This is a genomic window from Streptomyces sp. NPDC087300, from assembly GCF_044744425.1.
Classification (GTDB): Bacteria; Actinomycetota; Actinomycetes; order Streptomycetales; family Streptomycetaceae; genus Streptomyces.
Window position 1 is genome coordinate 280,460 of the sequence record NZ_JBIUYI010000003.1, and the last position, 21,947, is coordinate 302,406.

Genomic DNA, 21,947 nt, shown 5'->3' on the forward strand with positions numbered 1-21,947 from the left:
GGGCAGGACACAAGTCCCGGGCATTGGGGACCTAAGTCCCATCATTTGACATAGCGGAATAGGCATGACTCACTTGGCGGTGCGCCCTCCTGTGGCGCGAATTTCTCCGTCCCGCGAGCGCAAGGAGGTGTTCGGGATGAGTCCCGAAGGAAGTCCTTGCGTCAGCGGTGACCTTCTCTGAGGCCACGCCGGACCGCTTCCCAAGTAGCGTTCCGCCACTCATGATTGCGGAGTAGCGTTCCGCCACTTCCGATGTCGTGGCCCGCGCGCCGCCGCCTCCGGTTCCGAGGCCGCCCGCCGCCGCTCCCGAGGCCGTTCTCCGCTTCGGTTTCCGCTTTTGCGCAGCGCTTTTACCGTTTCGCCGCGCTCCCGCGCCTTGCCGCGCCGACGGCTTTTCTCCGTCGGCGTCCTCAAGGTTTCTTTCACACACCATTCACACCATTACGTCCTCGTGCACGGGCCTGCTTCGCCATGCCCCCGCGCGGAGGGAGGTCTGCCATGAACAAGCTGATTCCCCAGGTACGCCTGGCCCCGCCAGGCGAGAACCCCAACCCCCGTACCCCCGGCGGCCGCCGCGAGCGCAAGGCCGCCGAGCTGGAGAGCCGCACCCGTGAGGTCGGCGCCCGCCTCGCCGACCTCAGCGCGAGCCCCGCCCGCGACGTCCTGCGCGAACTCGCCGCGAGCACCCGTGGACTGCGCCAGGACCAGGTCCTCGATCGTCTGGAGCGGCACGGCGCCAACGTCGTCGCCCACGAGCGGACGCCGCACTGGTCGTGGCAGCTCGCCAAGTCCTTCTGGAACCCCTTCATCGGCGTCCTCGTCGTCCTGGCCGCCGTCATGTTCTGGCAGGACCCCGCCGACCCCGGTGTCCTCATCCTCTCCGCGATGGTGCTGATCAGCGGCCTGCTGCGGTTCTGGCAGGAGTTCCGCTCCACCAGGTCGGCCCAGGCGCTCAAGGCCCTGGTCACCACGACTTGCGCGGTGCGGCGCCGCTGGAGCGAGACCGCGGCCACCGAAGAGGTGCCGATGGAGGACGTGGTCCCCGGCGACATCGTGCGGCTCGCGGCCGGTGACATGGTCCCCGCCGATCTGCGGCTGCTCACCGCCAAGGACCTGATGGTCAGCCAGGCCGCGCTGTCCGGCGAGTCACTGCCGGTCGCGAAGGCCGACACCCGGGGCCACGACTACGGCCAGAAGTCCACCACCGATCCCGTCGAGGCCGACAACCTCTGCCTGATGGGCACCTCGGTCACCTCGGGCACGGCCACCGGCGTGGTCGTCGCCACCGGCACCGACACCTACTTCGGCTCGATGGCGGGCGCCCTGGTCGGCGACCGTCCGCAGACCAGCTTCGACCTGGGCGTGAAGCGCGTCAGCTTCCTGCTCATCCGCTTCATGCTGGTGATGGTCCCGATCGTGCTCGCCGTCAACGGCTTCACCAAGGGCGACTGGAACGAGGCGCTGCTGTTCGCGATCTCCGTGGCGGTCGGCCTCACCCCGGAGATGCTGCCGATGGTGGTCTCCGCCAACCTGGCACGCGGCGCCGTCGCGATGTCCCGGCACAAGGTGGTCGTCAAGCAGCTCAACGCGATCCAGAACCTGGGCGCGATGGACGTGCTGTGCACGGACAAGACCGGCACGCTCACCGAGGACCGCATCGTCCTGGACCGCTACCTCGACGTGCACGGCCACGAGGACGCCGAGGTCCTGGAGTACGCCTACCTCAACTCGCACTTCCAGACGGGCCTGCGCAACCTCATGGACCAGGCGGTCGTCGACCGGGTGGACGAGGCCGAGGAGGTTGTCGTCGACACGCGCTACACGATGGTCGACGAGATCCCCTTCGACTTCGCACGGCGGCGGATGTCCGTGGTCCTGAACCGCAACGGCCTGCTCGGCGACGTGGGCCGCCCCGAGCACGTCATGGTCACCAAGGGCGCGGTCGAGGAGGTCCTCGGCCTGTGCACCCACATGACGGACCGCGGCGTGCGCGTCGAGCTGACCGACCAACTGCGGGCCCACGTGACGTCCGTCAGCGAGCGGCACAACCGCGAGGGGCTGCGGGTGCTCGCCGTGGCGACCCGCACCATGCCGAACGCCCGGGACACCTACGGGGTGGCGGACGAGTCGGAGCTCACCCTCGTCGGCTTCCTCGCCTTCCTCGACCCGCCGAAGAAGGACGCGGCGGACGCCCTGCGCGCGCTCGCCGAGAACGGTGTCGCCGTCAAGGTCGTCACCGGCGACAACGAACTGGTGGCCGCGCGGGTCTGCGCGGACGTCGGCCTGGACGCCGGCGAGCTGATCACCGGCGCCACCGTCGACCTGGTCGACGACGTCGAGCTCATCGAACTGGCGCGTACGACCACGGTGTTCGCCAAGGTCAACCCGGTCCAGAAGGCCCGGATCGTACGTGCCCTGAAGGCCGACGGGCACACGGTCGGGTTCCTCGGGGACGGCATCAACGACGCGGCGGCGCTGCGCGAGGCCGACGTGGGCGTCTCCGTCGACACGGCGGTGGACATCGCCAAGGAGTCCGCCGACATCATCCTGCTCAAGAAGGACCTGATGGTCCTTGAGCAGGGCGTGTTGATGGGCCGTCAGACCTTCGGCAACACCATCAAGTACATCAAGATGACCGCGTCGTCGAACTTCGGCAACGTCTTCTCGGTCCTGGTCGCCTCGGCGTTCCTGCCCTTCCAGCCGATGCTCGCCATCCAGCTGCTCGTGCAGAACCTCTGCTACGACATAAGCCAACTCTCCATCCCCTGGGACCGGATGGACAAGGAGTACCTCCGCAAGCCGCGCAAGTGGGACGCGAAGGACATCGGCCGGTTCATGATCCGGATCGGGCCGATCAGCTCGATCTTCGACATCACCACGTTCCTGGTGATGTGGCACGTCTTCTCGGCCAACACCGTCGGCGAGCAGACCCTGTTCCACTCCGGCTGGTTCGTCGAGGGCCTGCTCTCGCAGACGCTGATCGTGCACATGATCCGTACGCAGAAGATCCCGTTCATCCAGTCGCGGGCCTCCCTGCCGGTCCTGGTGATGACGGGCTCGATCATGCTGCTCGGCCTGTGGCTGCCATTCTCCCCGCTGGCGTCCGCGCTCTCGCTCCAGCCGCTGCCGATGAGCTACTTCCCGTGGCTGATCGGGACGCTCCTGGCGTACTGCGCGCTGACGCAGGGCGTGAAGACCTGGTACATCCGCCGCTACCACAGCTGGCTGTGATGCGCCGGTCGCGCTGACGCGGGACTAGGTGTCGGGGACAACCATGCGCGACGATGGCTGTCCCCGGCACCTCCTTACGTCCTGAGGAGAACCCATGACCCTGCACGTCCACGGCACCTGCGCCCCCGAGTTCGCCGAGGTGCGGGAGGAATTCGAGCGGAACTTCGCCGAGCGGGACGACCTCGGGGCGTCGGTCGCCGCCGTCGTCGACGGCGAGTTCGCCGTCGACCTGTGGGCCGGTGACGCGGACCTGACGGGCACCCGCCCGTGGCGGCGCGACACGCTCGTCAACGTCTACTCCGTGACCAAGGGGATGACGGCGCTCTGCGCCCATCTCCTGGTAGAACGGGGCGAGTTGGACCTGGACGCGCCGGTCGCCCGGTACTGGCCCGAGTTCGCGCGCGAGGGCAAGGAGGACATCCCGGTGCGCTGGCTGCTCAGCCACCGCGCCGGGCTCATCGCGCCGGGCGAACCACTGCGGCCAGGCGCCCTGCACGACTGGGAGCGGGTGACCGACGCGCTCGCGTCGACGGCGCCGTGGTGGAAGCCGGGCAGCAGGCAGGGCTACCACGCGGTGACGTTCGGGTTCCTGGTCGGCGAAGTCGTGCGGCGCATCACGGGCGTCTCGCTCGGCACGTTCCTGCGTACCGAGGTGACGGGACCGCTCGGCGCCGACGTGCACATCGGTACGCCCGAGAGCGAGCACGGGCGGTGCGCGGACCTGGCACCCGCGCTCGGCACGCCCGCTCCCGCGACCGAACAGGCCCTGGTCGACCAGCCGTTCGGCGCACCCGAGCCGCCGATGCGCGGGATCGACGACCATCCGATGGCGGCCGTCACGCTGGCCATGCGCTATCTGCCGATCAGTGACGTGAACGGTCCGGCCTACCGCGCGGCGGAGATCCCCTCGGTCAACGCGCACGCCACCGCGCGTGGACTCGCCACGGTCTACGGCGAGCTGGCGGCGGGGCGGCTGCTCGGCGCGGACACGCTGGAGCGGCTGCGGACCCGGCAGAGCGAACCGGAGGAACCGGACCTGGTGCTGCGGGGCCTCACCCCGTTCGGCGAGGACTGGCCCTGGGCGCTCGGCTACATGCTCAACCAGTACGGCCAGGCGGGCTCCAACCCACGCGCGTTCGGGCACGGCGGCATGGGCGGCTCCTACACCTTCGCCGACCCGGAGAACGGCGTGGCGTACGCGTACGTCATGAACCGGATGGGCGGCGGGACCTCCGGCGAGGACCTGCGCAGCGTCCATCTGGTCGGCGCGCTCTACCGGGGTCTGCACGCCCGCGGCTGAGGTCCGCGGGTGATGATGGGGGCATGAGCGCTTCCCAGAGACGCATCACCTTCTTCACCGACGCCGCGTCGGACACCCGCTACCAGGGTCCGAGCACCGGGGACGAACGCACGCTGCTCACGGACCAGTTGGCCATCCAGCGCGCCACCCTGAAGCTGAAGTGCACGGGGCTCACCAAGGAAATGGGCGTGCGGTCGGCGGAGCCGTCCGCCCTCTCCCTGCTCGGTCTCGTCCGGCACGTCACCGACATGGAACGCCGCTGGTTCCGCCGCGATCTGGCGGGGCTCGGTGTGGAGCCGCTCTATCCGACGCCGGACAACCCGGACAACGACATCGACGGCGCGGAGCCCGACCCGGGGCCGGAGACCGTCGCCGCGGCCTGGCGGGCCTGGCAGGACGAGGTCGCGTTCGCCGAACGCTTCGTGGCCGACGCCCCGCACCTGGACATCGAGGGCGACAGCCCCTGGCGCGGCACGGTGTCGCTGCGCTGGGTGCTCATCCACGTGATCCAGGAGTACGCGCGCCACAACGGCCACGCCGATCTGCTCCGTGAGCGGATCGACGGGGCGGTGGGGCTGTGACCCCAGCGGCGGGGCGGCGGTACGCCGCCGCCGATCCGCGCAGGGCCGCCATCGTGGAGGCGGCCCTCGGCCGTTTCGCGCAGGCGGGCTATCTGAACGCCTCGCTCGCCAGGATCGCGGCCGACGCGGGCACGTCCGCGCCGGTGATCGCGCACCACTTCGGCTCCAAGGAGCGGCTGCTGATGGCGGTCCTCCAGGCCCGGGAGGAGCGCACGGCCCGTACGTTCGGGCCGCTCCAGGACGCCGTGCGGGGCGAGGACGTGCGCGAACTGTTCCGCGCGATCCTCGCCCTCGCGGAGTACAACCTCACCCAGCCGGGCCTGATCCAGCTCTACACCCGCCTCTCCGCGGAGGCGGGCGACCCCGCCCATCCGGCGCACGCCTACTTCACCGAGCGCTACGAACGGGTGGCCGGTGTCATCGCCGACGCGCTGCGGCGTTCCCTGGCCGCGGGCCGGTTGCGGCCCGGTACCGATCCCGCCCTGGTGGCCCGCGAGATCCTCGCGGTCTCGGACGGCCTCCAGATCCAGTGGGCGTTCACCGGGGGCCGCCTGGACTTCATGGAGCTGTACCGGGCCCATCTGGACCGCCTCGCCCGTGCGGTCACCGTGGACGGCACGGGCCTCGCGGAGCCGGCCTGATCCAAACGAAAGACCCTAGTGCGCGCCGCCGGTCAGCCGGATGTCGCGCGAGGACGACCCGACGTACACCGCGCGCCTGCCCTCGGGGCGCACCCAGCGGCCCCGCCCGGTGTCCCAGTAGGAGAGCTGCCGCTCGGCGACGCGCAGCGTGATCCGGCGGGAGCGGCCGGGACGCAGCTCCACGCGTTCGAAGGCGGCGAGGGTGCGCACCGGCAGTTCCACGCCGGCGTGCCGGGGCGGTCCGACGTACACCTGTGGCACCTCGGCGCCGGTGCGGTGTCCGCGGTTGGTCACCGTGAACGACACCTCGTAGCCCTGGCCCGCGCGCCGCACGGAGAGCCCGGAGTAGCCGAACTCCGTGTAGGACAGGCCGTGTCCGAAGGGGAAGAGCGGTGTGGTGCCCGCCTTGTCGAAGCCCCGGTAGCCGGTGAAGACGCCCTCGCTGTAGGTGACCTTGCCGTCGACCCCGTAGTAGCGCTCGGGGTGCGCGGGGTCCAGCGCCGGGTGGTCGGACTCCTTCTTCGGCCAGGTGACGACGGACTTGCCGCCGGGGTTGGCGCGCCCGGTGAGCAGGTCGGCGGTGGACCAGCCGCCTTCCTGGCCGACGTATCCGGCGTGCAGGACCGTGCGGACGGCCCGGCGCCACGGCATCGTGACGGGCCCGCCGGTGTTGAGCACGACGACGGTGCGCCGGTTGGCGGCCGCGACGGCGGCGATCAGTTCGTCCTGGTGGACGGGCAGGGCGAGCGTGGTGAGGTCGCCGCTGCCGCCGAGCGCGCCGCCCTCGCCGTTGTAGGCGAAGACGACGGGCGTGTGCACGCGCCGGGCGAGGCGGACCGCGGCCTCGATGTGCGCGGTCCGCTGCCGCGGTGTGACCCAGGCGAACCTGACCTGGACGGGGGCGCGTTCGACGACGCGCTCGTCCCACCCGGTGGCCTTGACCACCACGGCGTACGAGCGGCCGCCGGTGAGCTTCACCGGCGCCGCCCTGCCGTTGTCGAGGCCGTCCGTGGTGGGCACGATCGAGGACCACTTGCGCGTGAAGGCGTCACGTACGCCGGACGCGGTCGCCAGCTCGTCGCCGTCCAGGCTCAGCGAGACGGCCGCGCCCCAGCCCTGGATGTTCAGCGCGTACTCCCCCGTGGCGGGCGGCACGAAGGTGCCGGTCCAGGTGGCGCTCGCCCCCATGGGCAGGGCCTCGTCACCGGTGAAGTCGATGTTGTCGTCGGTGCCGTGGCCGGTGCGGACCAGGCCGTCGGGGAACGCGGAGGCGGGCACGGCCGTGCCGGTGAGGTCGACGCCCACCTCGTACGCGATCTTGCGGCCCGTCGTGCGGCGCAGCGCGTCCAGGGGGCTGACCATGCGGTCCTCGAAGCCGTACGCGCGCTCGCCGGAGACCGAGACGGCGACCTGGCCCGCGGTCGGGCCGATGAGGGCGAGGCTGCGCAGGGCCGCGCCGGAGAGCGGGAGTCCGCCGTCGTTGGTGAGCAGCACGGCGCCCTGGACGGCGACCTCGCGGGCGACGCGGGCGCCCGCCTCGACGTCGATCCGCTTGCGGGCGGGCACGCGGCTGCCGTCGAGCATGCCGAACGCGTCGTACCGGCCGAGGATCCGCGCGACCGCCGTGTCCAGGGCCCCGACAGGGATGGAGCCGTCCTCGATGGCCTTCTTCAGGGGCTCGCCGAAGTACGAGCCGTCCCACATCTGCATGTCGAGGCCCGCCTGGAGCGCGGCGGTGGAGTGGGTGGAACCCCAGTCGGAGGTGACGAAGCCCTCGAAGCCGAGTTCACCGCGCAGGATCTCGGTGAGGACCCGGTGGTTCTCGCTGTTCCAGGGGCCGTTGAGGTGGTTGTAGGCGGACATCACCGAGGCGCAGCCCGCGCGGACGACGGCTTCGAAGGCGGGCAGGTAGAGCTCGTGCAGGGTGCGCTCGTCGACCACGAAGTCGTAGGAATTCTCCGGGTGTTCGCGGTCGAACTCGTGCAGGCGCTGGTTGTTGGCGAGGAAGTGCTTGGCCTGCGCGAGCATGCCCTGTGCCTGTACGCCCTCGACCTGGGCCTCGCCGATGAGCGCGTTCAGGTACGGGTCCTCGCCTGACTGGTCCTTGTTGCGGCTGAAGAACGGGGTCCGGGAGAGCTCGATCTGCGGGGCGAGCAGCACGTCCATGCCGAGGGTGCGGCCCTCGCGGCCCATCACCGCGCCGTACTCGCGGGCGAGCCCGGGGTTGAAGGCGGCGCCGAGGGTGGAGACGGGCGGGAGTCCGGTCGCCGACGCGGCGACGTTGACGCCCGCGGGGCCGTCGGTCAGGCGCAGCTCGGGGATGCCGAGGCGGGCGACGCCCGGCAGATAGCCGGCCTGGCCCAGTCTGCGCGGGTCGGCGGCGCCGTGCACGAGGCTGATCTTCTCGTCGAGCGTGAGGCGGGCGAGCAGCTCGCGCACGCGCGGTCCCGCCTTCGCCGCGCCGGTCGCGGGGCTCCCGGACGGGGCCGCGGCGGCGGGTGCGGCCGCCGCGAGCGGGCCCGCGGCGGCGACGAAGGCGAAGGCGGCAGCGGTGCCGCCCAGTTGCTTCAGAAGTTCACGACGAGTGGTGGCGGGCATGGCGAATTGACCTCCGGAACGCGGCTCTTGGGCATGCCGGACTGGTCGGCGACGCCAAGATCTGAATGCGCCATCCGCGCCAGTGCGGGTCTACGGGGCCTGAGTGTTGATTGGTTGAACGGTGAAGGTCAAGAGGTCGGTCCGGCAAAACTTTTACGACCGTTCAATTTCTGCGCGTCCCTGCCCCACGAGGGCGTCGCGGCTTCGTGAACGTGAACGCGTTGCGGCCTCGTGAACGTGTTGCGACTTCGTCAACGTGCACGCGTTGCGGCCTCGTGAACGCGTTGCGGCCTCGTGAACGCTCCGTCACCGCGGGAATAGTCGGGCGATCTTGGTGGTCGTGCCTAGAGGCAGCCGATCGGCGTGCGATCGACGCGAGCTCGAAGTGATCGAGATGAGGGAGTCCAGATGCCCAAGGCATACGCATTCACCGAGCACGGCGGTCCCGAGGTGGAGACCTTCCTCGACCTGCCGCAGCCGGAGCCCGGACCGGGGCAACTGCTCGTCGCGGTGCGCGCGGCGGGCGTCAACCCGGTCGACTGGAAGCTGCGCGCGGGCAAGCGGCGGCCCGGACAGGGGGCGCTGTCCGGGCCCGAGGTCCTGGGCAGCGAGGTCGCGGGCGTCGTGGAGCGCGTCGGCCCCGGGGTCGAGGGGTTCGCGGTCGGCGACCCGGTCTTCGGCAACCCGGTCACCGGCGGTTACGCCCAGTACACGCTGGTCCCCGCCGCCATCGCCGCGCACAAGCCGGACACCCTCTCCTACCCCGACGCGGCCACGCTGCCCGTCGCGGCGGCCACCGCGTACGACGGTCTGCGGCAGCTCGATCTGCCCGCGGGCTCGACGCTGCTGATCACCGGCGCCGGGGGCGGTGTCGGGGTGGCCGCGACGCAGATAGCCGTGCACTTCGGGCTGCGCGTGATCGGCACGGCGAGCGCGGGCAAGAAGGAGTTCGTCGAGTCGCTCGGCGCGGTCCACGTGGCGCGCGGGCCCCAACTGGCCGAGCGGATCAGGGAGTCGGCGCCGGACCACCGCGTCGACGCCGTCTTCGACCTGGTCGGCGGGCCGGACCTGGCGGAGGTCGCCGGGCTGCTCGACGACCGCGCCCGGCTGATCACCGCGGCCGCCAAGGAGACCGTCACCGAGCTCGGCGGCGCCCCGGTCGACCGGGCCCGCACCGCCGAGGTCCTCGACGAGGTCGCGCTGCTCGCCGTGGCGGGCGTGCTGCGCCCGCACGTGACGGCGACGTACCCGCTCGACCGCGCGGACGAGGCGCTGCGCGCCGTCGAGGAAGGCCACGCCCTCGGCAAGATCGTGATCGAGGTGGCCGCATGACCCGGGTCCTCCCGGAGCCGGAGCTCTCGGCCCAGCCGCGCGACCACGCCCCGCACCCCCTGGACAACCCCGCCTACGCCTCGCTCACCGGGCCGCACGCGCACCTCGCCGAGTGGCGCGGGCGAGTGGCGCGCTATCCGCTCGACGTGTCCCCGTGGCTCGCGTTGCCCGACGACCCGGGGGAAGCGGACTGGGCGGACCTGGCCGCGCTCGCCGGTCCCGGCACCGAGGTGCCGCTGCCAGGGACCACGGTGGCACCGCCCGAAGGCTGGGAGCTGACCTTCTCGCTGGACGGCGTGCAACTCGTGGACGACGGGATCGCCGCCGCGCCGGACCCGGAGGCCGTGCGGCTCGGGCCCGCCGACGTGCCCGAGATGCTCGACCTGGTCGCCCGCACGCAGCCGGGACCGTTCCTGCCCCGGACCGTCGAGCTCGGCACCTATCTGGGCATACGGCGTGGGGGCGCGCTCGTCGCGATGGCCGGGGAGCGGCTGCACCCGCCGGGCTGGACCGAGATCAGCGCGGTCTGCACCGACCCGGCGTACCGGGGGCACGGCTTGGCGACCCGGCTGATCCTCGCCGTCGCGCACGGCATCAGGGAGCGCGGCGAGACCCCGTTCCTGCACACGGCGGCGCGGAACACCGGGGCCATCCGCCTCTATGAGTCGCTCGGCTTCCGGCTGCGGCGGACCACGCAGTTCCGTGCGGCGCGCACGCCAGGGCCCGCGGTCACCGGGGACAGCTGAGCGGACGGTCGCGGCGGGCCGTTGACAGCTTCAGGATCATGCGGCCCGTGAGTGAGAACGAGATCCGCGCGTCCTTCGTGAACTGTTCGAAGGGCGAGGCCCGCAGGCTCACCCTCCCCGCGGGCTTCGCCGACACCCCCTGGTCCGACCTGGACTTCCTCGGCTGGCGCGACCCGAAGGCGCCGGACCGCGGCTATGTCGTCTCCTGGCGCGGCGGTTCGAGGAGAGCCTGACACTGGAGGAACAGAACGAGCGGACCGCCCGGAACCTGCGGGGCTTCGTGGACCAGGTGCTCGCCGAGTGAGCGTGCGCCGGGGCCGGTGCGCTCCTGCGGGCCGTCCGTGGCCGCTCGCGCGGTTCCCCGCGCTCCTGCGCTCAGGTCGTCGCCCGCGGGTCCACCAGTTGGAGTTCCAGCATCGGTGACGGCTTCGCCAGGCCCGGCCCGCCCGCCTCGGCCCACGCGAGTATCCCCTCCAGGGACTCGTCGTCCGTGACGAAGCCGACCCAGGCCGGGCGGCCGCCTCGCCTGCGGCCCTCGTGGGACGGCTGGACCACCACGATGTTGGCCTGCCCGCACGGCCCGAGGCAGTCGCTCGTGCGCACCGCGAACCGGCCCCTCGACGCGGCCGCCGCCGAGCGCAGCCGCTCCAGTTGCCAGACGTGGTCGATGCCGGGGTTCTTGCGCGCGTCGCCGCAGCAGCAGCCCCTGCACACGACGAGCGTGCAGGGGCGGCGGGCCGCGGCACCGATGGAGACGACGGGACTCATGTCGTGATCATCTCAGGTACGCCAGACCGGGATGCACCCCCCGGTACCCCTCCGCGAGACGGCGCGCCACCGTCACCGAGTCGACGAGCGGGTGCAGCGCGAACGCCTTGACCGCGGTGGCCAGCGAGCCGCTGTCCGCCGCCGCGAGCACCTCGCGCTCGACGGCCTTGACCGCGCAGACCAGGCCGGTGGCGTGGCCGGGCAGCGGGCTGACCGACAGCGGGTGCGCGCCGTTGGCGTCCACCGAGCACGGGACCTCGATGACGGCGTCCGCGTCCAGGGCGGAAAGCGTCGTGCCGTTGCGGACGTTGAGGATCAGCGTGGCCCGCTCGTCGCGGGCGATGGCCCGCATCAGGGCCAGGGCGACCTTCTCGTACCCGCCCGATTCGAGGTCCTCCGCGGCCCGCTCCCCCGCGCCCGACGCCTCCCTGTTCTCCGCCATGTACGTCGCCTCGCGCTCGGCCCTGGTGTCGTCCCAGGTCTTGAGCGCGGGGGCTTCGGCGCCGGCCATCTCGGCGTAGAAGCCCGCCTGTTGGTCGCGGAGGAAGGCGCCGCGGGTCTGCTCGGCCTCCTGGTAGGCGCGGACGGCCTCGCGGTTGAAGTAGTAATAGTGCAGGTATTCGTTGGGGATCGCGCCCAGCGACCTGAGCCAGTCGGCGCCGAAGAGCCTGCCCTCCTCGAAGGAGCCGAGGAGTTCCGGGTCGGCGAGCAGGCGCGGCAGTTCGTCGCGGCCCGCGATGCGCAGGCCGCGCAGCCAGCCGAGGTGGTTGAGGCCCACGTAGTCGATGAACGCGTCGTCGGGGTCGCCGCCGAGCACCCGCGCGACCCGGCGGCCGAGGCCGACGGGCGAGTCGCAGATGCCGATGACGCGGTCGCCGATGTGCCGGGACATGGCCTCGGTGACCAGGCCCGCGGGGTTGGTGAAGTTGATGACCCAGGCGTCCGGGGCGAGTTCCCTGACCCGGCGCGCGATGTCGACGGCGACGGGCACCGTCCGCAGGCCGTACGCGATGCCGCCCGCGCCGACCGTCTCCTGGCCGAGCACGTCCTCGGCGAGTGCGACGCGCTCGTCGGCGGCCCGGCCCTCCAGGCCTCCCACGCGGATCGCGGAGAACACGAAGTCGGCGCCGCGCAGCGCCTCGTCGAGATCGGTGGTGGCGGTGACCGAGGGCGCGTCGGGCACGCCGTCGGCCTGTTCGGCGAGGACGCGGGCGATCGCGCCGAGCCGCGCCGCGTCCAGGTCGTGCAGGACGACCTCCGTGACGCGGCCCTCCGCGTGGTCGCCGAGCAGCGCCCCGTACACGAGCGGGACGCGGAATCCACCGCCGCCGAGAATGACCAGTCTCACGCCTCAACCACCTTCTGTCGGACCATGTATCGCCTCCGCCCACGTTACGTACGATGGCGCCGCAGCGACCCGATCCCCCACGGAGGTACGCACACCGATGAGCCCGAAAAGATCACTGAGGGCGTCCGCCGCCCTGCTCGGCGCCGTCTCCCTGGCCCTGACGACGGCCTCGGCCGCGTCGGCCGCGCCCCGGTCCCCCGGCGGCTGGCAGGAGTCCGGCACGTCGTACGTCAACTCGCTCACCGGCAGCCAGGGTCTTGCCAGCCGCGCGGACGGCGGGCTCCTGTACCGGGGGCTCGGCTCGATACCGCTGGACCTGCGCATCAAGGGCTGGGGGCACATAGGCGACCCGGACATCGCGAAGGGCCACACCTTCGACGCCTACCAGGGCGGCGACGACGCGAAGTCGAAGATGTACGCGGTCACCACCCCCGGCGGGCAGCGCTACCTCTACGAGCATCCGCTGGACGCGGGCGAGAAGCTGAACAATTCCTTCGCCGCCGTCTCGCCCGACGCCCAGTGGCTGGTCTCGGGCGAGTGGGGCGACCAGAACCGCCTCCAGGTCTTCCCCGCCCCGCTGCTCAACTCCTCGACCCCGCCCGCCGGCGGCACCCTCGCGCAGGCCGGGCAGATCTCGCTCGACAAGCCGGTGCGCGACATCCAGGGCTGCGACTTCGCCTCGGACACCCGGCTGGTGTGCGCCTCCAACGACGCGTCCAAGGAGCTGTTCCCCGTGGACCGCCCGGTCCTCCAGGTCGACCTGGAGCGCCCGCTGGACGGCAAGCCGGTGACCGGCCACGTCTCCAGCCTCTTCGCGTCGCCGCAGCGCAGCATCTGCTCCGGCGGCTTCGAGACGGAGGGCGTGGACTACGACTCCGAGCGCCGCACGCTGCGCGTCGAGGTCGTCCCGCCGTCGCCGTGCCTGGTGACGACCGCGGTGTACTCCTACCGTCCGACGACCGGCTGAGCCGGGCCCCGGTGCCGCCGCGCGTGCCGTCCGCCTGACGGACGGTACGTGTGGGGCGCCGCCGTACCGGGGAAGGTCGTGATCATGACACAGCACGACGCGCAGGTGGCCCCCACCGTCCCCGCCCACGAGCGGCGCCCCGTACGGCAGTTGCTCGCCGCGTCGGTGGGCAACGCGGTGGAGTGGTACGACTGGTACGCGTACACGTTCCTCGCGACGTACATCGCGGGACAGGTCTTCCCCAAGGGCTCGGGCAACTCCCTCGTCCCGCTGCTCTCCACCTTCGCCGTCTTCGCGGTGGGCTTCTTCATGCGGCCCGTCGGCGGCCTGCTGATGGGCGCGGTCGCCGACCGGCGCGGCCGGCGGGCGGCGCTCACCGTCACCATCCTGCTGATGGGCGGCAGCAGCCTGCTGGTCGGCCTGACCCCGACGTACGCGTCCGCGGGCCTGCTCGCCCCGGTGGTGCTGGTCGCCGCGCGGCTGCTCCAAGGGCTCTCGGTGGGCGGCGAGTTCGCGGCCTCCACGACGTTCCTCGTGGAGTCGGCGGGACCCGGGCGGCGCGGGCTCTTCTCCAGTTTCCAGTACGTCTCCACGAGCGCGGGCCAGCTCGCGGCGTCCGGTGTCGCGGCGCTCCTTGTCGCCACGCTCACCGAGGGCCAGATGGACGGCTGGGGCTGGCGCCTGCCGTTCCTGATCGGCGCGGTGCTCAGCCTGGTCGGCTTCTGGATCCGGCAGGGCGCGCACGAGACGCACCGGGCGTCCGAGGGACAGGACGAGCGGCCCGGCCTGTTCGACGCGCTGCGCCACCATCCGCGCCAGTCGCTGCTGATCTGCGGCATCACGGCGGGCGGCACGCTCGCGTACTACACGTGGACGTCGTACCTGCCGACGTACGCCGAGCTGAACACCGACATCGGCAAGAGTCAGGCGCTGCTCGCCGGCACGATCTCGCTGGCGTTCTTCGCGCTGCTCCAGCCGCTCGGCGGACTGCTCTCCGACCGGTTCGGACGCAGGCCGCTGCTGCTCTTCTTCGGCATCGGCTTCGCCGTGCTCAGCGTGCCGCTGCTCAAGTCCCTCACGGGGTCGTTCGGTTCACTGCTGCTCGTGCAGTGCGCGGGGATGGTGGTGCTCACCGGGTTCACGTCGATCTCGGCCGCGGTGAACGCGGAGGTGTTCCCCGCGCGGGTCCGGGCGGCCGGGATCGGGTTCCCGTACTCGTTGACCGTCGCGCTCTTCGGGGGCACGGCCCCGTACATGGGGACCCTGTTCAAGGAGATCGGGTCTCCTGGGCTGTTCCCCGTGTACGTGGCCGTGCTGTGTGTCGTCTCTTCGGTTGTCTACTTGCGGTTGCCTGAGACCGCGCATCGGCCTCTTGAGCGGTGAGGTGCGGGTGTCGTGTGCGGGGGCGTCCAGGTGCGGGTTCGTCGTGGCTGGGCGCGCAGTTCCCCGCGCCCCTAAGAGACCCGGGGTACCTCGGCGATCGAGCGGCCCGCCCAGTCCGGGGCTGTCTCCGTCAGGCCGGTGAGCTGATCGCGGATCTCGTCCGGGAACGGCGTCGTGCGGCCCGCGTTCTGGTCGACGTGGAGGGCGAGGAGTTCCGTGGTCGCCACCGGGGTCGCGTCCGTGGACGGTTCGGCTTCCGCCTCGTCCACCACGTACATCTCGTGCGTGAAGCGCGCCTTCTTCGCGTCCGCGCCCAGGATGCGGGTGCGGACGGCGAGGTGGGCGCCCTCGGGGACGTCGTTCAGGTACCGGATGTGGGCCTCGACCGTGTAGAGGGAGCAGCCGGTGGACTCGCGGTAGCCCGCGTGCAGGCCCGTCTCGATCATCATGGCGTCGGTGGCGTAGCCGAAGACGAGGACGTAGAACGCCTCGCTCATATGGCCGTTGTAGTCGATCCACTCGGGGCGGACCTGGCGGTGGAGCAGCGGCAGGGCGTCGGTCACTTGGTGCCCCCGTTCAGGCGTCCGGTGGCGCGCAGGACGTCGATGACGCCCTGGTCGCGCTCGGCGACGAGATCGGCGATGGTGCGGCCGTCCGCCTCCTCGTCGCAGCCCGCGACGACCGCGTCGTACAGCTTCTTGTCGAGTTCGGGGGCCTCCAGGCGCGTCCACGGCGACTTCAGGGAGGGGCCGAAGTGGTCGAGCATGTGGGCCATGCCGCCCTCGCCGCCGGCCAGCGCGAAGGTGAGCATGGGGCCCATGAACGCCCAGCGCAGGCCGGGGCCCTCGGTGATGGAGTCGTCGATCTCCTGGACCGTGGCCTCGCCGTTGGCGACCATGTGCAGGGCCTCGCGCCACAGGGCTTCCTGGAGGCGGTTGGCGATGAAGCCGGGCACCTCGCTCTTCATGGTGATCACGGATTTGCCCGCGACGTCGTAGAACCGGGAGGCCCACGCCACCGCCTCGGCATCGGTGCGCTCGCCGCCGACGACCTCGACGAGCGGGATGAGGTACGGCGGGTTGAACGGGTGCCCGACGACCAGACGGCCGGGGGTGGCCGCATCGGTCTGCATGTCCGTCATCGGGTAGCCGGAGGTGGAGGAGGCGATGACGACCCCGGCGGGCGTCGCGGCGTCCAGCTTCGCCAGCAGGTCGCGCTTGAGCTCCAGCTTCTCCGGGGCGCTCTCCTGCACGAACTGCGCGTCGGCGACGGCCTCTTCGAGGGTCGCGGTGACGGTCAGCCGGTCCTGCGACGCGCCGTCGGCGAGCCCGAGCTGGGTGAGCGCGGGCCAGGCGGCATCGACCAGGCGGCGCAGCTTCTGCTCGGCGTCGGGCGCCGGGTCCCAGGCGGTCACGTCGTAGCCACGGGCCAGGAAGTGGGCGACCCAGCCGCCGCCGATGACGCCCGCGCCTATGCAGGCGACGCGGCGGACTTCTTCAGGGGTGGTGGTGGTCATGGGGGTCTGGGTTCCAATCGTTGCTGCGGGGGGAGAGTCATCCCCTGAAGGGACCTGCGGGGAGTGCCCCTTCAGGGGCGCGGGGAACTGCGCGGCCAGCCACGACGGGCCCGCAGTCCCCCACCTGCGATTACCTACGAACGCGGCCGCAGGCCCAGCTTCTGGCGGGCCTCGTCCGGCGTGGCGACCCGCGACCCGAGGTTCTCCGTGATCCGCACCGCACGCTCGACGAGCTGCGCGTTGCTGACCTTGTTGCCCTTGCCGAGGTAGAGGTTGTCCTCCAGGCCCACGCGGACCTGCCCGCCGAGCAGGATGGACTGGGCGACCCACGGCATCTGCATGCGGCCGAGCGCGAAGCTGGCCCACTGGGCGCCTTCGGGGAGCATGTTGACCATGGACTGGAGGACGCCCGGGTCGGCGGGCGCGCCCCACGGGATGCCCATGCAGAGCTGGAAGACGGTGGGGTTGTCGAGCAGCCCCTCGGCGAGCAGCTGCTTGGCGAACCAGAGCTGGCCGGTGTCGAAGATCTCCAGCTCGGGCCGTACGCCCAGCTCCTGGATGCGCCGGGCGCCCTGGCGGAGCATGTCGGGGGTGGAGATGTAGAGGTTGTCGCCGAAGTTGAGCGAGCCGCAGTCCAGGGTGCAGATGTCGGGGAGCAGGTCCTCGACGTGCGGGAGCCGGTCGAGGCCGCCGACGAGGTCGGTGCCGGGCAGCTCCCCGAGGTCCTTCAGCGGGTCGACGGGGTCGATGACGAGGTCGCCGCCCATGCCCGCCGTCAGGTTGATGACGACATCGGTGCCGGTCTCCTTGATGCGCTCGACGACCTCGCGGTACAGGCGCGGGTCGCGCGAGGGGTCGCCGGTCTCGGGGTCGCGGACGTGGATGTGCACGACGGCGGCACCGGCCTCTGCGGCCTCCACCGCGGAGGTGGCTATCTGCTCGGGTGTCACGGGTACGTGCGGGCTCTTGCGGACGGTGTCGCCCGCGCCGGTCAGGGCGCAGGTGATGATCACGTTGTCGTTCACGGGCATGCGGAGATCTCCCTCGGGGTGGAGTGGGGTGGGATGACGTGGGGTGTCGGGTACGGCGGGGTCGTACGGTCCCTGCGGTCCGTACGGAAGGTCAGTGCGCGGTCAGCGTGGTGTCGACGTAGGCGACGAGGGCCTCGTGCATGTCGTCGGGGCTCGTCCCCGGGCCGTCCGGGTCGGCCGCGAGGACCTGGGTGGCGAGGCCGTCGATCAGCGCGGTCAGGCGCAGCGCCGCGGCCGCCGGGTCGGCGAGGCGGAACACGCCCTCGGCGATGCCGCGCCGGACGACGTCGGCGACGGTGCCGCGCCACTGCCGGTAGTAGTCGGCGTGCAGCCGGCCCACGGCGGTGGAGCGGGCGGCCTCCGCCCACAGGTCGAGCCAGACGCTCCACTGCCAGCGCTGCTGCGGGGTGCGCGGGATCTGGAGCTCGATGAGCTGGCGCAGCTCCTCCGCCGCGTCGGCCGCGTCGGCGACACGCGCGGCGCGCCGTGCGGTGTCCTCGTCCATGCACCAGCGCACGGCCGCTTCGAGCAGGTCGTCGCGGCCGGGGAAGTGGTAGTGGATGGCGGCGGTGCTGGTGTCGCAGGCCTCCGCGATGTCCTGGACGCGGACGGCGTGGAAGCCGTGCTCGGCGATGAGGCGGACGGTCTCGCGGATGATCTGGAGCGGGCGGCCGCCCTCCAGGGTGGTGCCTGTGGCGCGTCGGCGACGGGCGGGCACCGCGGCGGGTGCCGTGCCGAGCAGCCAGCCCGCGTCGACCCCGCCGGTGGCGGCGATGCGGGCCAGCTCGGCCGCGGTGAACCTGCGCGTGCCGCCCAGGGAGCGGGACAGCTTGGAGGGGTCCATGACGATCCGGCGCGCGAATTCGCGCTGGGTCACACCGGCGTCGGTGATGACCTTCCGTACGCGTTCGGCGACGTCGTCCCGCTGCTCTGACTGCATGGTGAGCCACCGTACCCATGCGTTGCGATGAGCACAACATGGGTACGGGTATCCCGCAGCCAGACCGGGCATTGCGCTTCTGACTGATGCATCAGTCATGTGCGCAACGCATGCCACCCCCGTCAGTCGCGGGTGTGCGCCAGGTACAGGTCGAGCGGGCCGTCGAGTTCCAGGACGAGCACGGTGCAGAGCGGGTCGAGGTCGTCGTCGGTCAGGTGGACGTACTCCCAGCCGGGCACGTCGCCGAGGCCGCCGACGCGTTCGTGGCGCACGGCGGTGCCGGTGCCGAGCACGCGCGCCGAGGTGACGGCGTTGCGGACGCCGCGCAGCACCACGTACTCGTTGGGCCGGTCGAAGAGGAAGAGGTGGAGGGTGCGGCGGTCGGCGGAGAGGGTGGAGGGGCCGTAGAAGTGGCCGTGCGGCAGACCGCGGACCGTGCCGTGGACGGCGTCGGCGTGCCGCTCCTTCCACTCCCCCAGCGCCGCGAGCCGCTCGGTCTGCTCGGGCAGCAGCGTGCCGTCCTCCTGGGGGCCCACGGCGAGCAGGAGGTTGCCGCCGCCTCCGATGGTCTCGACGAAGACGCGGACCAACTGACGGGGCGTCTTGTAGTGGATGTCGTGCGGCTGATGACCCCAGGAGTCGTTGACGGTGAGGCACAACTCCCAGTCGCCGGGCGGTGGTTCGACGGGCACGCCCTGTTCCGGCGTGGCGTAGTCGCCGTGTCCGGTGAGGCGGCCGTTGACGACGGTGTGCGGGCTCAGTTCGGCTATCTCCACGGCGAGTTCGGCCATCCGCCACTGTTCCGGGCCGCGCTCCCACTCCCCGTCGAACCAGAGCAGGTCGGGCTCGAAGCGTTCGAGCAGCTCCCGCACCTGGGCGCGGTGGAAGGCGAGGAACTCCGCCCAGCGCGCGGGGTCCTCGTCGCCCGCCGCCGGCATGGCGTAGGGGTTGCCGCGCTCGGCCGGGTCCTGGCCCGGGGGACGCACGGTGGCGTAGTCGGGGTGTGACCAGTCCAAGTGGGAGTAGTACAGGCCGACTTTGATGCCGCGGGCGCGTAGCGCGGCGACGTACGGGGCGACGAGGTCGCGGCCCGCGGGGGTCCGCTTGACCACCGAGAGGTCGTTCGCGGAGGTGTCCCACAGGGCGACGCCGTCGTGGTGCTTGGCGGTCAGGACGGCGTAGCGGGCACCCGCGCGGACGAACAGCTCCGCCCACTCGTCGGGTGCGTACCGCGCGGCCGTGAACCGGTCGAGCTGCGCCATGTACGTGTCGTAGGGCACGACACCGTCGAAGAACGACCAGGACTCGGCCACTCCGTCCACGCTGTAGACGCCCCAGTGCAGGAAGATCCCGAGCTTGGCGTCGCCGAACCAGGGCTGGATCATCGGTGGTTCTCCTCGTCGTGGCGGAGGGTGGCACATGCCGTGGCGGAGGGTGGCACAGCAAGATCCTGCGGTACGTCCGGCGCCGCCGACAACGGCCCGGACGACTCGCCCGCCCGACCGGGGCGAGGCACCCCATCGGTGTCGATACGGGGCGCAACTCGGGCACGCCGAGCACCCTTTGACGTGCCCTCATCTGTGCGCCGGGGGGAACCACGGGACCCGTTGAGGCACTCTTCTCCGTGTGTCGTACGCATCGTCGCTTCCCCCGCAGCGCCCGCCGTCCCCCGCCACCGGCCACATGGTCGTGTGCGGCGGGGACAACGCCCTCGCCCACCGGCTCGCCGCCGAACTGCGCCTGGTCTACGGCGAACAGGTGACCCTCGTCGTGCCGCCCGCCGGGCGCGGTGAGCGGGCGCAGGCGACCGGGCGGGCCAGGACCACCGCACTGATCGGGCGCATCACCGCGGCCGTCTCGCGCACCACGGGGAACGGCAACGGTCCTTCGGCCAACGGTGACGGCGACAGCAACGGGGCCCTGCGCACCCTCGAAGCGGTCGAGCTCACCGACGACGTGCTGGTCGACGCGGGCGTACCGCAGGCCGCCGCGCTCGCGCTCATGTACGACGACGACGAGACCAACATCCGCACCGCGCTCGCCGCCCGGCGCCTCAACCCCTGTCTGCGCCTGGTGATCAGGCTCTACAACCGCAAGCTCGGCCAGTACCTGGAGGACCTGCTCGACCAGGCGGCCGCCGTCGCGGGCCTGGCGGCGGCCGCCTCCAGCGTCACCGTCCTGTCCGACGCCGACACCGCGGCGCCCGCGCTCGCCGCCACCGCCGTCGCGGGGACCAGCAAGGTCGTGCACGCCGACGGGCTGCTGCTGCGCGCCGTGGAACGTACGCCGCCGGTGACCGGCGCGGCGACGCGGCGGGGGCTCGCCACGCTCGCCCTGCTCTCCTCGACCGCCAACGACCCTGCGGGGTCGGAGGGTTCGGACCGGGCGGGCGGCGACGCGGGGCCGGTGCTGCTGCCCGACGACGACGCCGTGGCCGCGGCGCCGGGGCGCGGCGCGCTGGTCCTGGAGGCCGTGTCGTACTCCGGGACCACGCCGCCGCCCGGGTTCCTCGCGGGGCGCGGCGTGCCGCTGCGCCAGTTGTTCTCCCGGCGGCTGCGCTGGTCGGTCGCCGGGTTCGCGGCCGCCGTCCTCGGCATGGCGATCGCCTCGATCGTCACGACTGAGGACACCAGCCCGCTGCACGCGACGTATCTGACCCTCCTCGACCTGTTCTCGATCAACGACCCGGCCACCGAGGGGCCCACCAGCCGGCAGATCCTCCAGCTGCTCGCCGGTCTGGTCGGTCTGCTGCTCCTGCCGATCCTCTTCGCGGCCGTCCTGGAGGCCCTCGGCACGTTCCGCACCGCTTCCTCGCTGCGCCGCCCGCCGCGCGGCCTCTCGGGGCACGTCGTGCTGCTCGGGCTCGGCAAGATCGGCACCCGGGTGCTCGCCCGGCTGCGCGAGCTGGACATCCCCGTGGTGTGCGTGGAGGCCGACCCGGAGGCGCGCGGCGTCTCGCTCGCGCGCAGGCTCCGGGTACCCACGGTGATCGGTGACGTGACGGAGGAGGGCGTCCTGGAGGCGGCCAAGATCCATCGCGCGCACGCCCTGCTCGCGCTCACCAGCGCGGACACCATCAACCTCGAAGCGGCCCTGTACGCCAGGGCGGTCAAGCCCGACCTGCGGGTGGCGCTGCGCCTGTACGACGACGAGTTCGCCACCGCCGTCTACCGCACCCTGCGGGCCGCGCACCCGGGCGCCCTGACCCGCAGCCGCAGCGTGTCCGCGCTCGCCGCGCCCGCGTTCGCCGGGGCGATGATGGGCCGCCAGATCCTCGGGGCGCTGCCCGTGGAGCGTTCGGTGCTGCTCTTCGCGGTGCTCGACGTCGCCCAGCAGCCGCGCCTGGCGGGCCGGACCGTGGCCGGGGTGTTCCGGCCGGGGGCGTGGCGGGTGGTCGCCCTGGAGCGCCCCTCGGGCCTGGAGTGGGAGCTCGACCCGGACTACGAGCTGCGGCCGAGCGACCGCGTCGTCCTCGCGGCCACCCGGCAGGGCCTGGCCGAACTCCTCGCGCGCAGGCCGCTGCCCACCTCGTCCTGACCCGTGACGGCCGCCGCGGCGTCTCCGT

The 21,947-nt window shown here is 72.1% G+C and carries 17 protein-coding genes and 1 pseudogene; 10 read left to right on the plus strand and 8 right to left on the minus strand.

Annotation, left to right across the window (positions count from 1 at the left end; translation table 11 throughout):
* Positions 1–498 precede the first annotated feature (498 nt).
* The 4 genes from mgtA (at position 499) to ACIO9J_RS12125 (ending at position 5,753) form a co-directional block, all read left to right on the plus strand.
* Positions 499–3,231, plus strand: a complete 2,733-nt coding sequence (gene mgtA / locus ACIO9J_RS12110; RefSeq protein WP_401996578.1) for a magnesium-translocating P-type ATPase — start codon at positions 499–501, stop codon at positions 3,229–3,231.
* A gap of 94 nt (positions 3,232–3,325) precedes the next feature.
* Positions 3,326–4,531 carry a serine hydrolase domain-containing protein gene (locus tag ACIO9J_RS12115; RefSeq protein WP_401996581.1) on the plus strand — a complete coding sequence of 402 codons (1,206 nt, stop codon included), beginning with the start codon at positions 3,326–3,328 and terminating at the stop codon, positions 4,529–4,531.
* A 23-nt stretch (positions 4,532–4,554) separates the two neighbouring features.
* Entirely contained in the window at positions 4,555–5,112 is a 558-nt protein-coding gene (locus tag ACIO9J_RS12120; RefSeq protein WP_401996584.1) for a DinB family protein, read from the plus strand.
* On the plus strand, positions 5,109–5,753 hold the full coding sequence (locus tag ACIO9J_RS12125; RefSeq protein WP_401996586.1) for a TetR/AcrR family transcriptional regulator: 645 nt from the start codon (positions 5,109–5,111) through the stop codon (positions 5,751–5,753). The genes ACIO9J_RS12120 and ACIO9J_RS12125 overlap by 4 nt, the downstream gene beginning before the upstream one ends.
* 15 nt (positions 5,754–5,768) lie before the next feature.
* Here the strand turns inward: ACIO9J_RS12125 and ACIO9J_RS12130 are convergent, their stop codons facing one another.
* Positions 5,769–8,351: a beta-glucosidase gene (locus ACIO9J_RS12130; RefSeq protein ID WP_401996589.1), complete on the minus strand. Its 2,583-nt coding sequence runs from the start codon at positions 8,349–8,351 to the stop codon at positions 5,769–5,771.
* 408 nt (positions 8,352–8,759) lie between these two features.
* Between ACIO9J_RS12130 and ACIO9J_RS12135 the strand changes: the two genes are divergently transcribed.
* From ACIO9J_RS12135 to ACIO9J_RS12145, 3 genes and pseudogenes are all read left to right on the plus strand, one after another.
* A complete protein-coding gene (locus tag ACIO9J_RS12135; RefSeq protein ID WP_401996592.1) occupies positions 8,760–9,683 on the plus strand; it encodes an NADP-dependent oxidoreductase in 924 nt (307 codons plus the stop codon).
* Entirely contained in the window at positions 9,680–10,429 is a 750-nt protein-coding gene (locus tag ACIO9J_RS12140; RefSeq protein ID WP_401996595.1) for a GNAT family N-acetyltransferase, read from the plus strand. Before ACIO9J_RS12135 ends, ACIO9J_RS12140 begins: the two co-directional genes overlap by 4 nt.
* Before the next feature lie 38 nt (positions 10,430–10,467).
* Positions 10,468–10,647 (plus strand): annotated as a pseudogene (locus ACIO9J_RS12145) (FBP domain-containing protein); the annotation flags it as partial.
* Between the two features lie 157 nt (positions 10,648–10,804).
* Here ACIO9J_RS12145 and ACIO9J_RS12150 read toward each other — a convergent pair.
* Complete coding sequence (locus ACIO9J_RS12150; RefSeq protein ID WP_401996598.1) at positions 10,805–11,197, minus strand: (2Fe-2S) ferredoxin domain-containing protein; 393 nt, start codon at positions 11,195–11,197, stop codon at positions 10,805–10,807.
* 7 nt (positions 11,198–11,204) lie between these two features.
* Positions 11,205–12,545, minus strand: a complete 1,341-nt coding sequence (locus ACIO9J_RS12155) for a 6-phospho-beta-glucosidase (protein WP_401996601.1) — start codon at positions 12,543–12,545, stop codon at positions 11,205–11,207.
* A 97-nt stretch (positions 12,546–12,642) separates the two neighbouring features.
* On the opposite strand from ACIO9J_RS12155, the gene ACIO9J_RS12160 reads away from it, so the two are divergent.
* Positions 12,643–13,512: a hypothetical protein gene (locus tag ACIO9J_RS12160; RefSeq protein ID WP_401996603.1), complete on the plus strand. Its 870-nt coding sequence runs from the start codon at positions 12,643–12,645 to the stop codon at positions 13,510–13,512.
* Between the two features lie 84 nt (positions 13,513–13,596).
* Complete coding sequence (locus tag ACIO9J_RS12165) at positions 13,597–14,895, plus strand: MFS transporter (RefSeq protein ID WP_401996606.1); 1,299 nt, start codon at positions 13,597–13,599, stop codon at positions 14,893–14,895.
* A 71-nt stretch (positions 14,896–14,966) separates the two neighbouring features.
* On the opposite strand, the gene ACIO9J_RS12170 is transcribed toward ACIO9J_RS12165, so the two are convergent.
* From ACIO9J_RS12170 to ACIO9J_RS12190, 5 genes are all read right to left on the minus strand, one after another.
* Positions 14,967–15,458 (minus strand): thioesterase family protein, encoded by a 492-nt coding sequence (locus tag ACIO9J_RS12170; protein ID WP_401996609.1) that lies wholly within the window; start codon positions 15,456–15,458, stop codon positions 14,967–14,969.
* Entirely contained in the window at positions 15,455–16,411 is a 957-nt protein-coding gene (locus ACIO9J_RS12175; RefSeq protein ID WP_401996612.1) for a 3-hydroxyacyl-CoA dehydrogenase NAD-binding domain-containing protein, read from the minus strand. Before ACIO9J_RS12175 ends, ACIO9J_RS12170 begins: the two co-directional genes overlap by 4 nt.
* 134 nt (positions 16,412–16,545) lie before the next feature.
* Entirely contained in the window at positions 16,546–17,442 is an 897-nt protein-coding gene (locus tag ACIO9J_RS12180) for a 3-keto-5-aminohexanoate cleavage protein (protein WP_401996615.1), read from the minus strand.
* Positions 17,443–17,533: 91 nt separating this feature from the next.
* A complete protein-coding gene (locus ACIO9J_RS12185) occupies positions 17,534–18,382 on the minus strand; it encodes a TetR family transcriptional regulator C-terminal domain-containing protein (protein ID WP_401996618.1) in 849 nt (282 codons plus the stop codon).
* A gap of 122 nt (positions 18,383–18,504) precedes the next feature.
* On the minus strand, positions 18,505–19,767 hold the full coding sequence (locus ACIO9J_RS12190; protein ID WP_401996621.1) for an alpha-L-fucosidase: 1,263 nt from the start codon (positions 19,765–19,767) through the stop codon (positions 18,505–18,507).
* Between the two features lie 298 nt (positions 19,768–20,065).
* Here ACIO9J_RS12190 and ACIO9J_RS12195 point away from each other — a divergent pair, with 298 nt between their 5' ends.
* Positions 20,066–21,919, plus strand: a complete 1,854-nt coding sequence (locus tag ACIO9J_RS12195) for an NAD-binding protein (protein ID WP_401998522.1) — start codon at positions 20,066–20,068, stop codon at positions 21,917–21,919.
* Positions 21,920–21,947 lie beyond the last annotated feature (28 nt).

Bases quoted from the DNA above. Each gene is read 5' to 3' on its own strand.
- mgtA (WP_401996578.1), top strand. From the start codon at position 499: ATGAACAAGCTGATTCCCCAGGTACGCCTGGCCCCGCCAGGCGAGAAC.
- ACIO9J_RS12115 (WP_401996581.1), top strand. From the start codon at position 3,326: ATGACCCTGCACGTCCACGGCACCTGCGCCCCCGAGTTCGCCGAGGTG.
- ACIO9J_RS12120 (WP_401996584.1), top strand. From the start codon at position 4,555: ATGAGCGCTTCCCAGAGACGCATCACCTTCTTCACCGACGCCGCGTCG.
- ACIO9J_RS12130 (WP_401996589.1), bottom strand. From the start codon at position 8,351: ATGCCCGCCACCACTCGTCGTGAACTTCTGAAGCAACTGGGCGGCACC.
- ACIO9J_RS12135 (WP_401996592.1), top strand. From the start codon at position 8,760: ATGCCCAAGGCATACGCATTCACCGAGCACGGCGGTCCCGAGGTGGAG.
- ACIO9J_RS12140 (WP_401996595.1), top strand. From the start codon at position 9,680: ATGACCCGGGTCCTCCCGGAGCCGGAGCTCTCGGCCCAGCCGCGCGAC.
- ACIO9J_RS12150 (WP_401996598.1), bottom strand. From the start codon at position 11,197: ATGAGTCCCGTCGTCTCCATCGGTGCCGCGGCCCGCCGCCCCTGCACG.
- ACIO9J_RS12160 (WP_401996603.1), top strand. From the start codon at position 12,643: ATGAGCCCGAAAAGATCACTGAGGGCGTCCGCCGCCCTGCTCGGCGCC.
- ACIO9J_RS12165 (WP_401996606.1), top strand. From the start codon at position 13,597: ATGACACAGCACGACGCGCAGGTGGCCCCCACCGTCCCCGCCCACGAG.
- ACIO9J_RS12175 (WP_401996612.1), bottom strand. From the start codon at position 16,411: ATGACCACCACCACCCCTGAAGAAGTCCGCCGCGTCGCCTGCATAGGC.
- ACIO9J_RS12180 (WP_401996615.1), bottom strand. From the start codon at position 17,442: ATGCCCGTGAACGACAACGTGATCATCACCTGCGCCCTGACCGGCGCG.
- ACIO9J_RS12185 (WP_401996618.1), bottom strand. From the start codon at position 18,382: ATGCAGTCAGAGCAGCGGGACGACGTCGCCGAACGCGTACGGAAGGTC.
- ACIO9J_RS12190 (WP_401996621.1), bottom strand. From the start codon at position 19,767: ATGATCCAGCCCTGGTTCGGCGACGCCAAGCTCGGGATCTTCCTGCAC.
- ACIO9J_RS12195 (WP_401998522.1), top strand. From the start codon at position 20,066: ATGGTCGTGTGCGGCGGGGACAACGCCCTCGCCCACCGGCTCGCCGCC.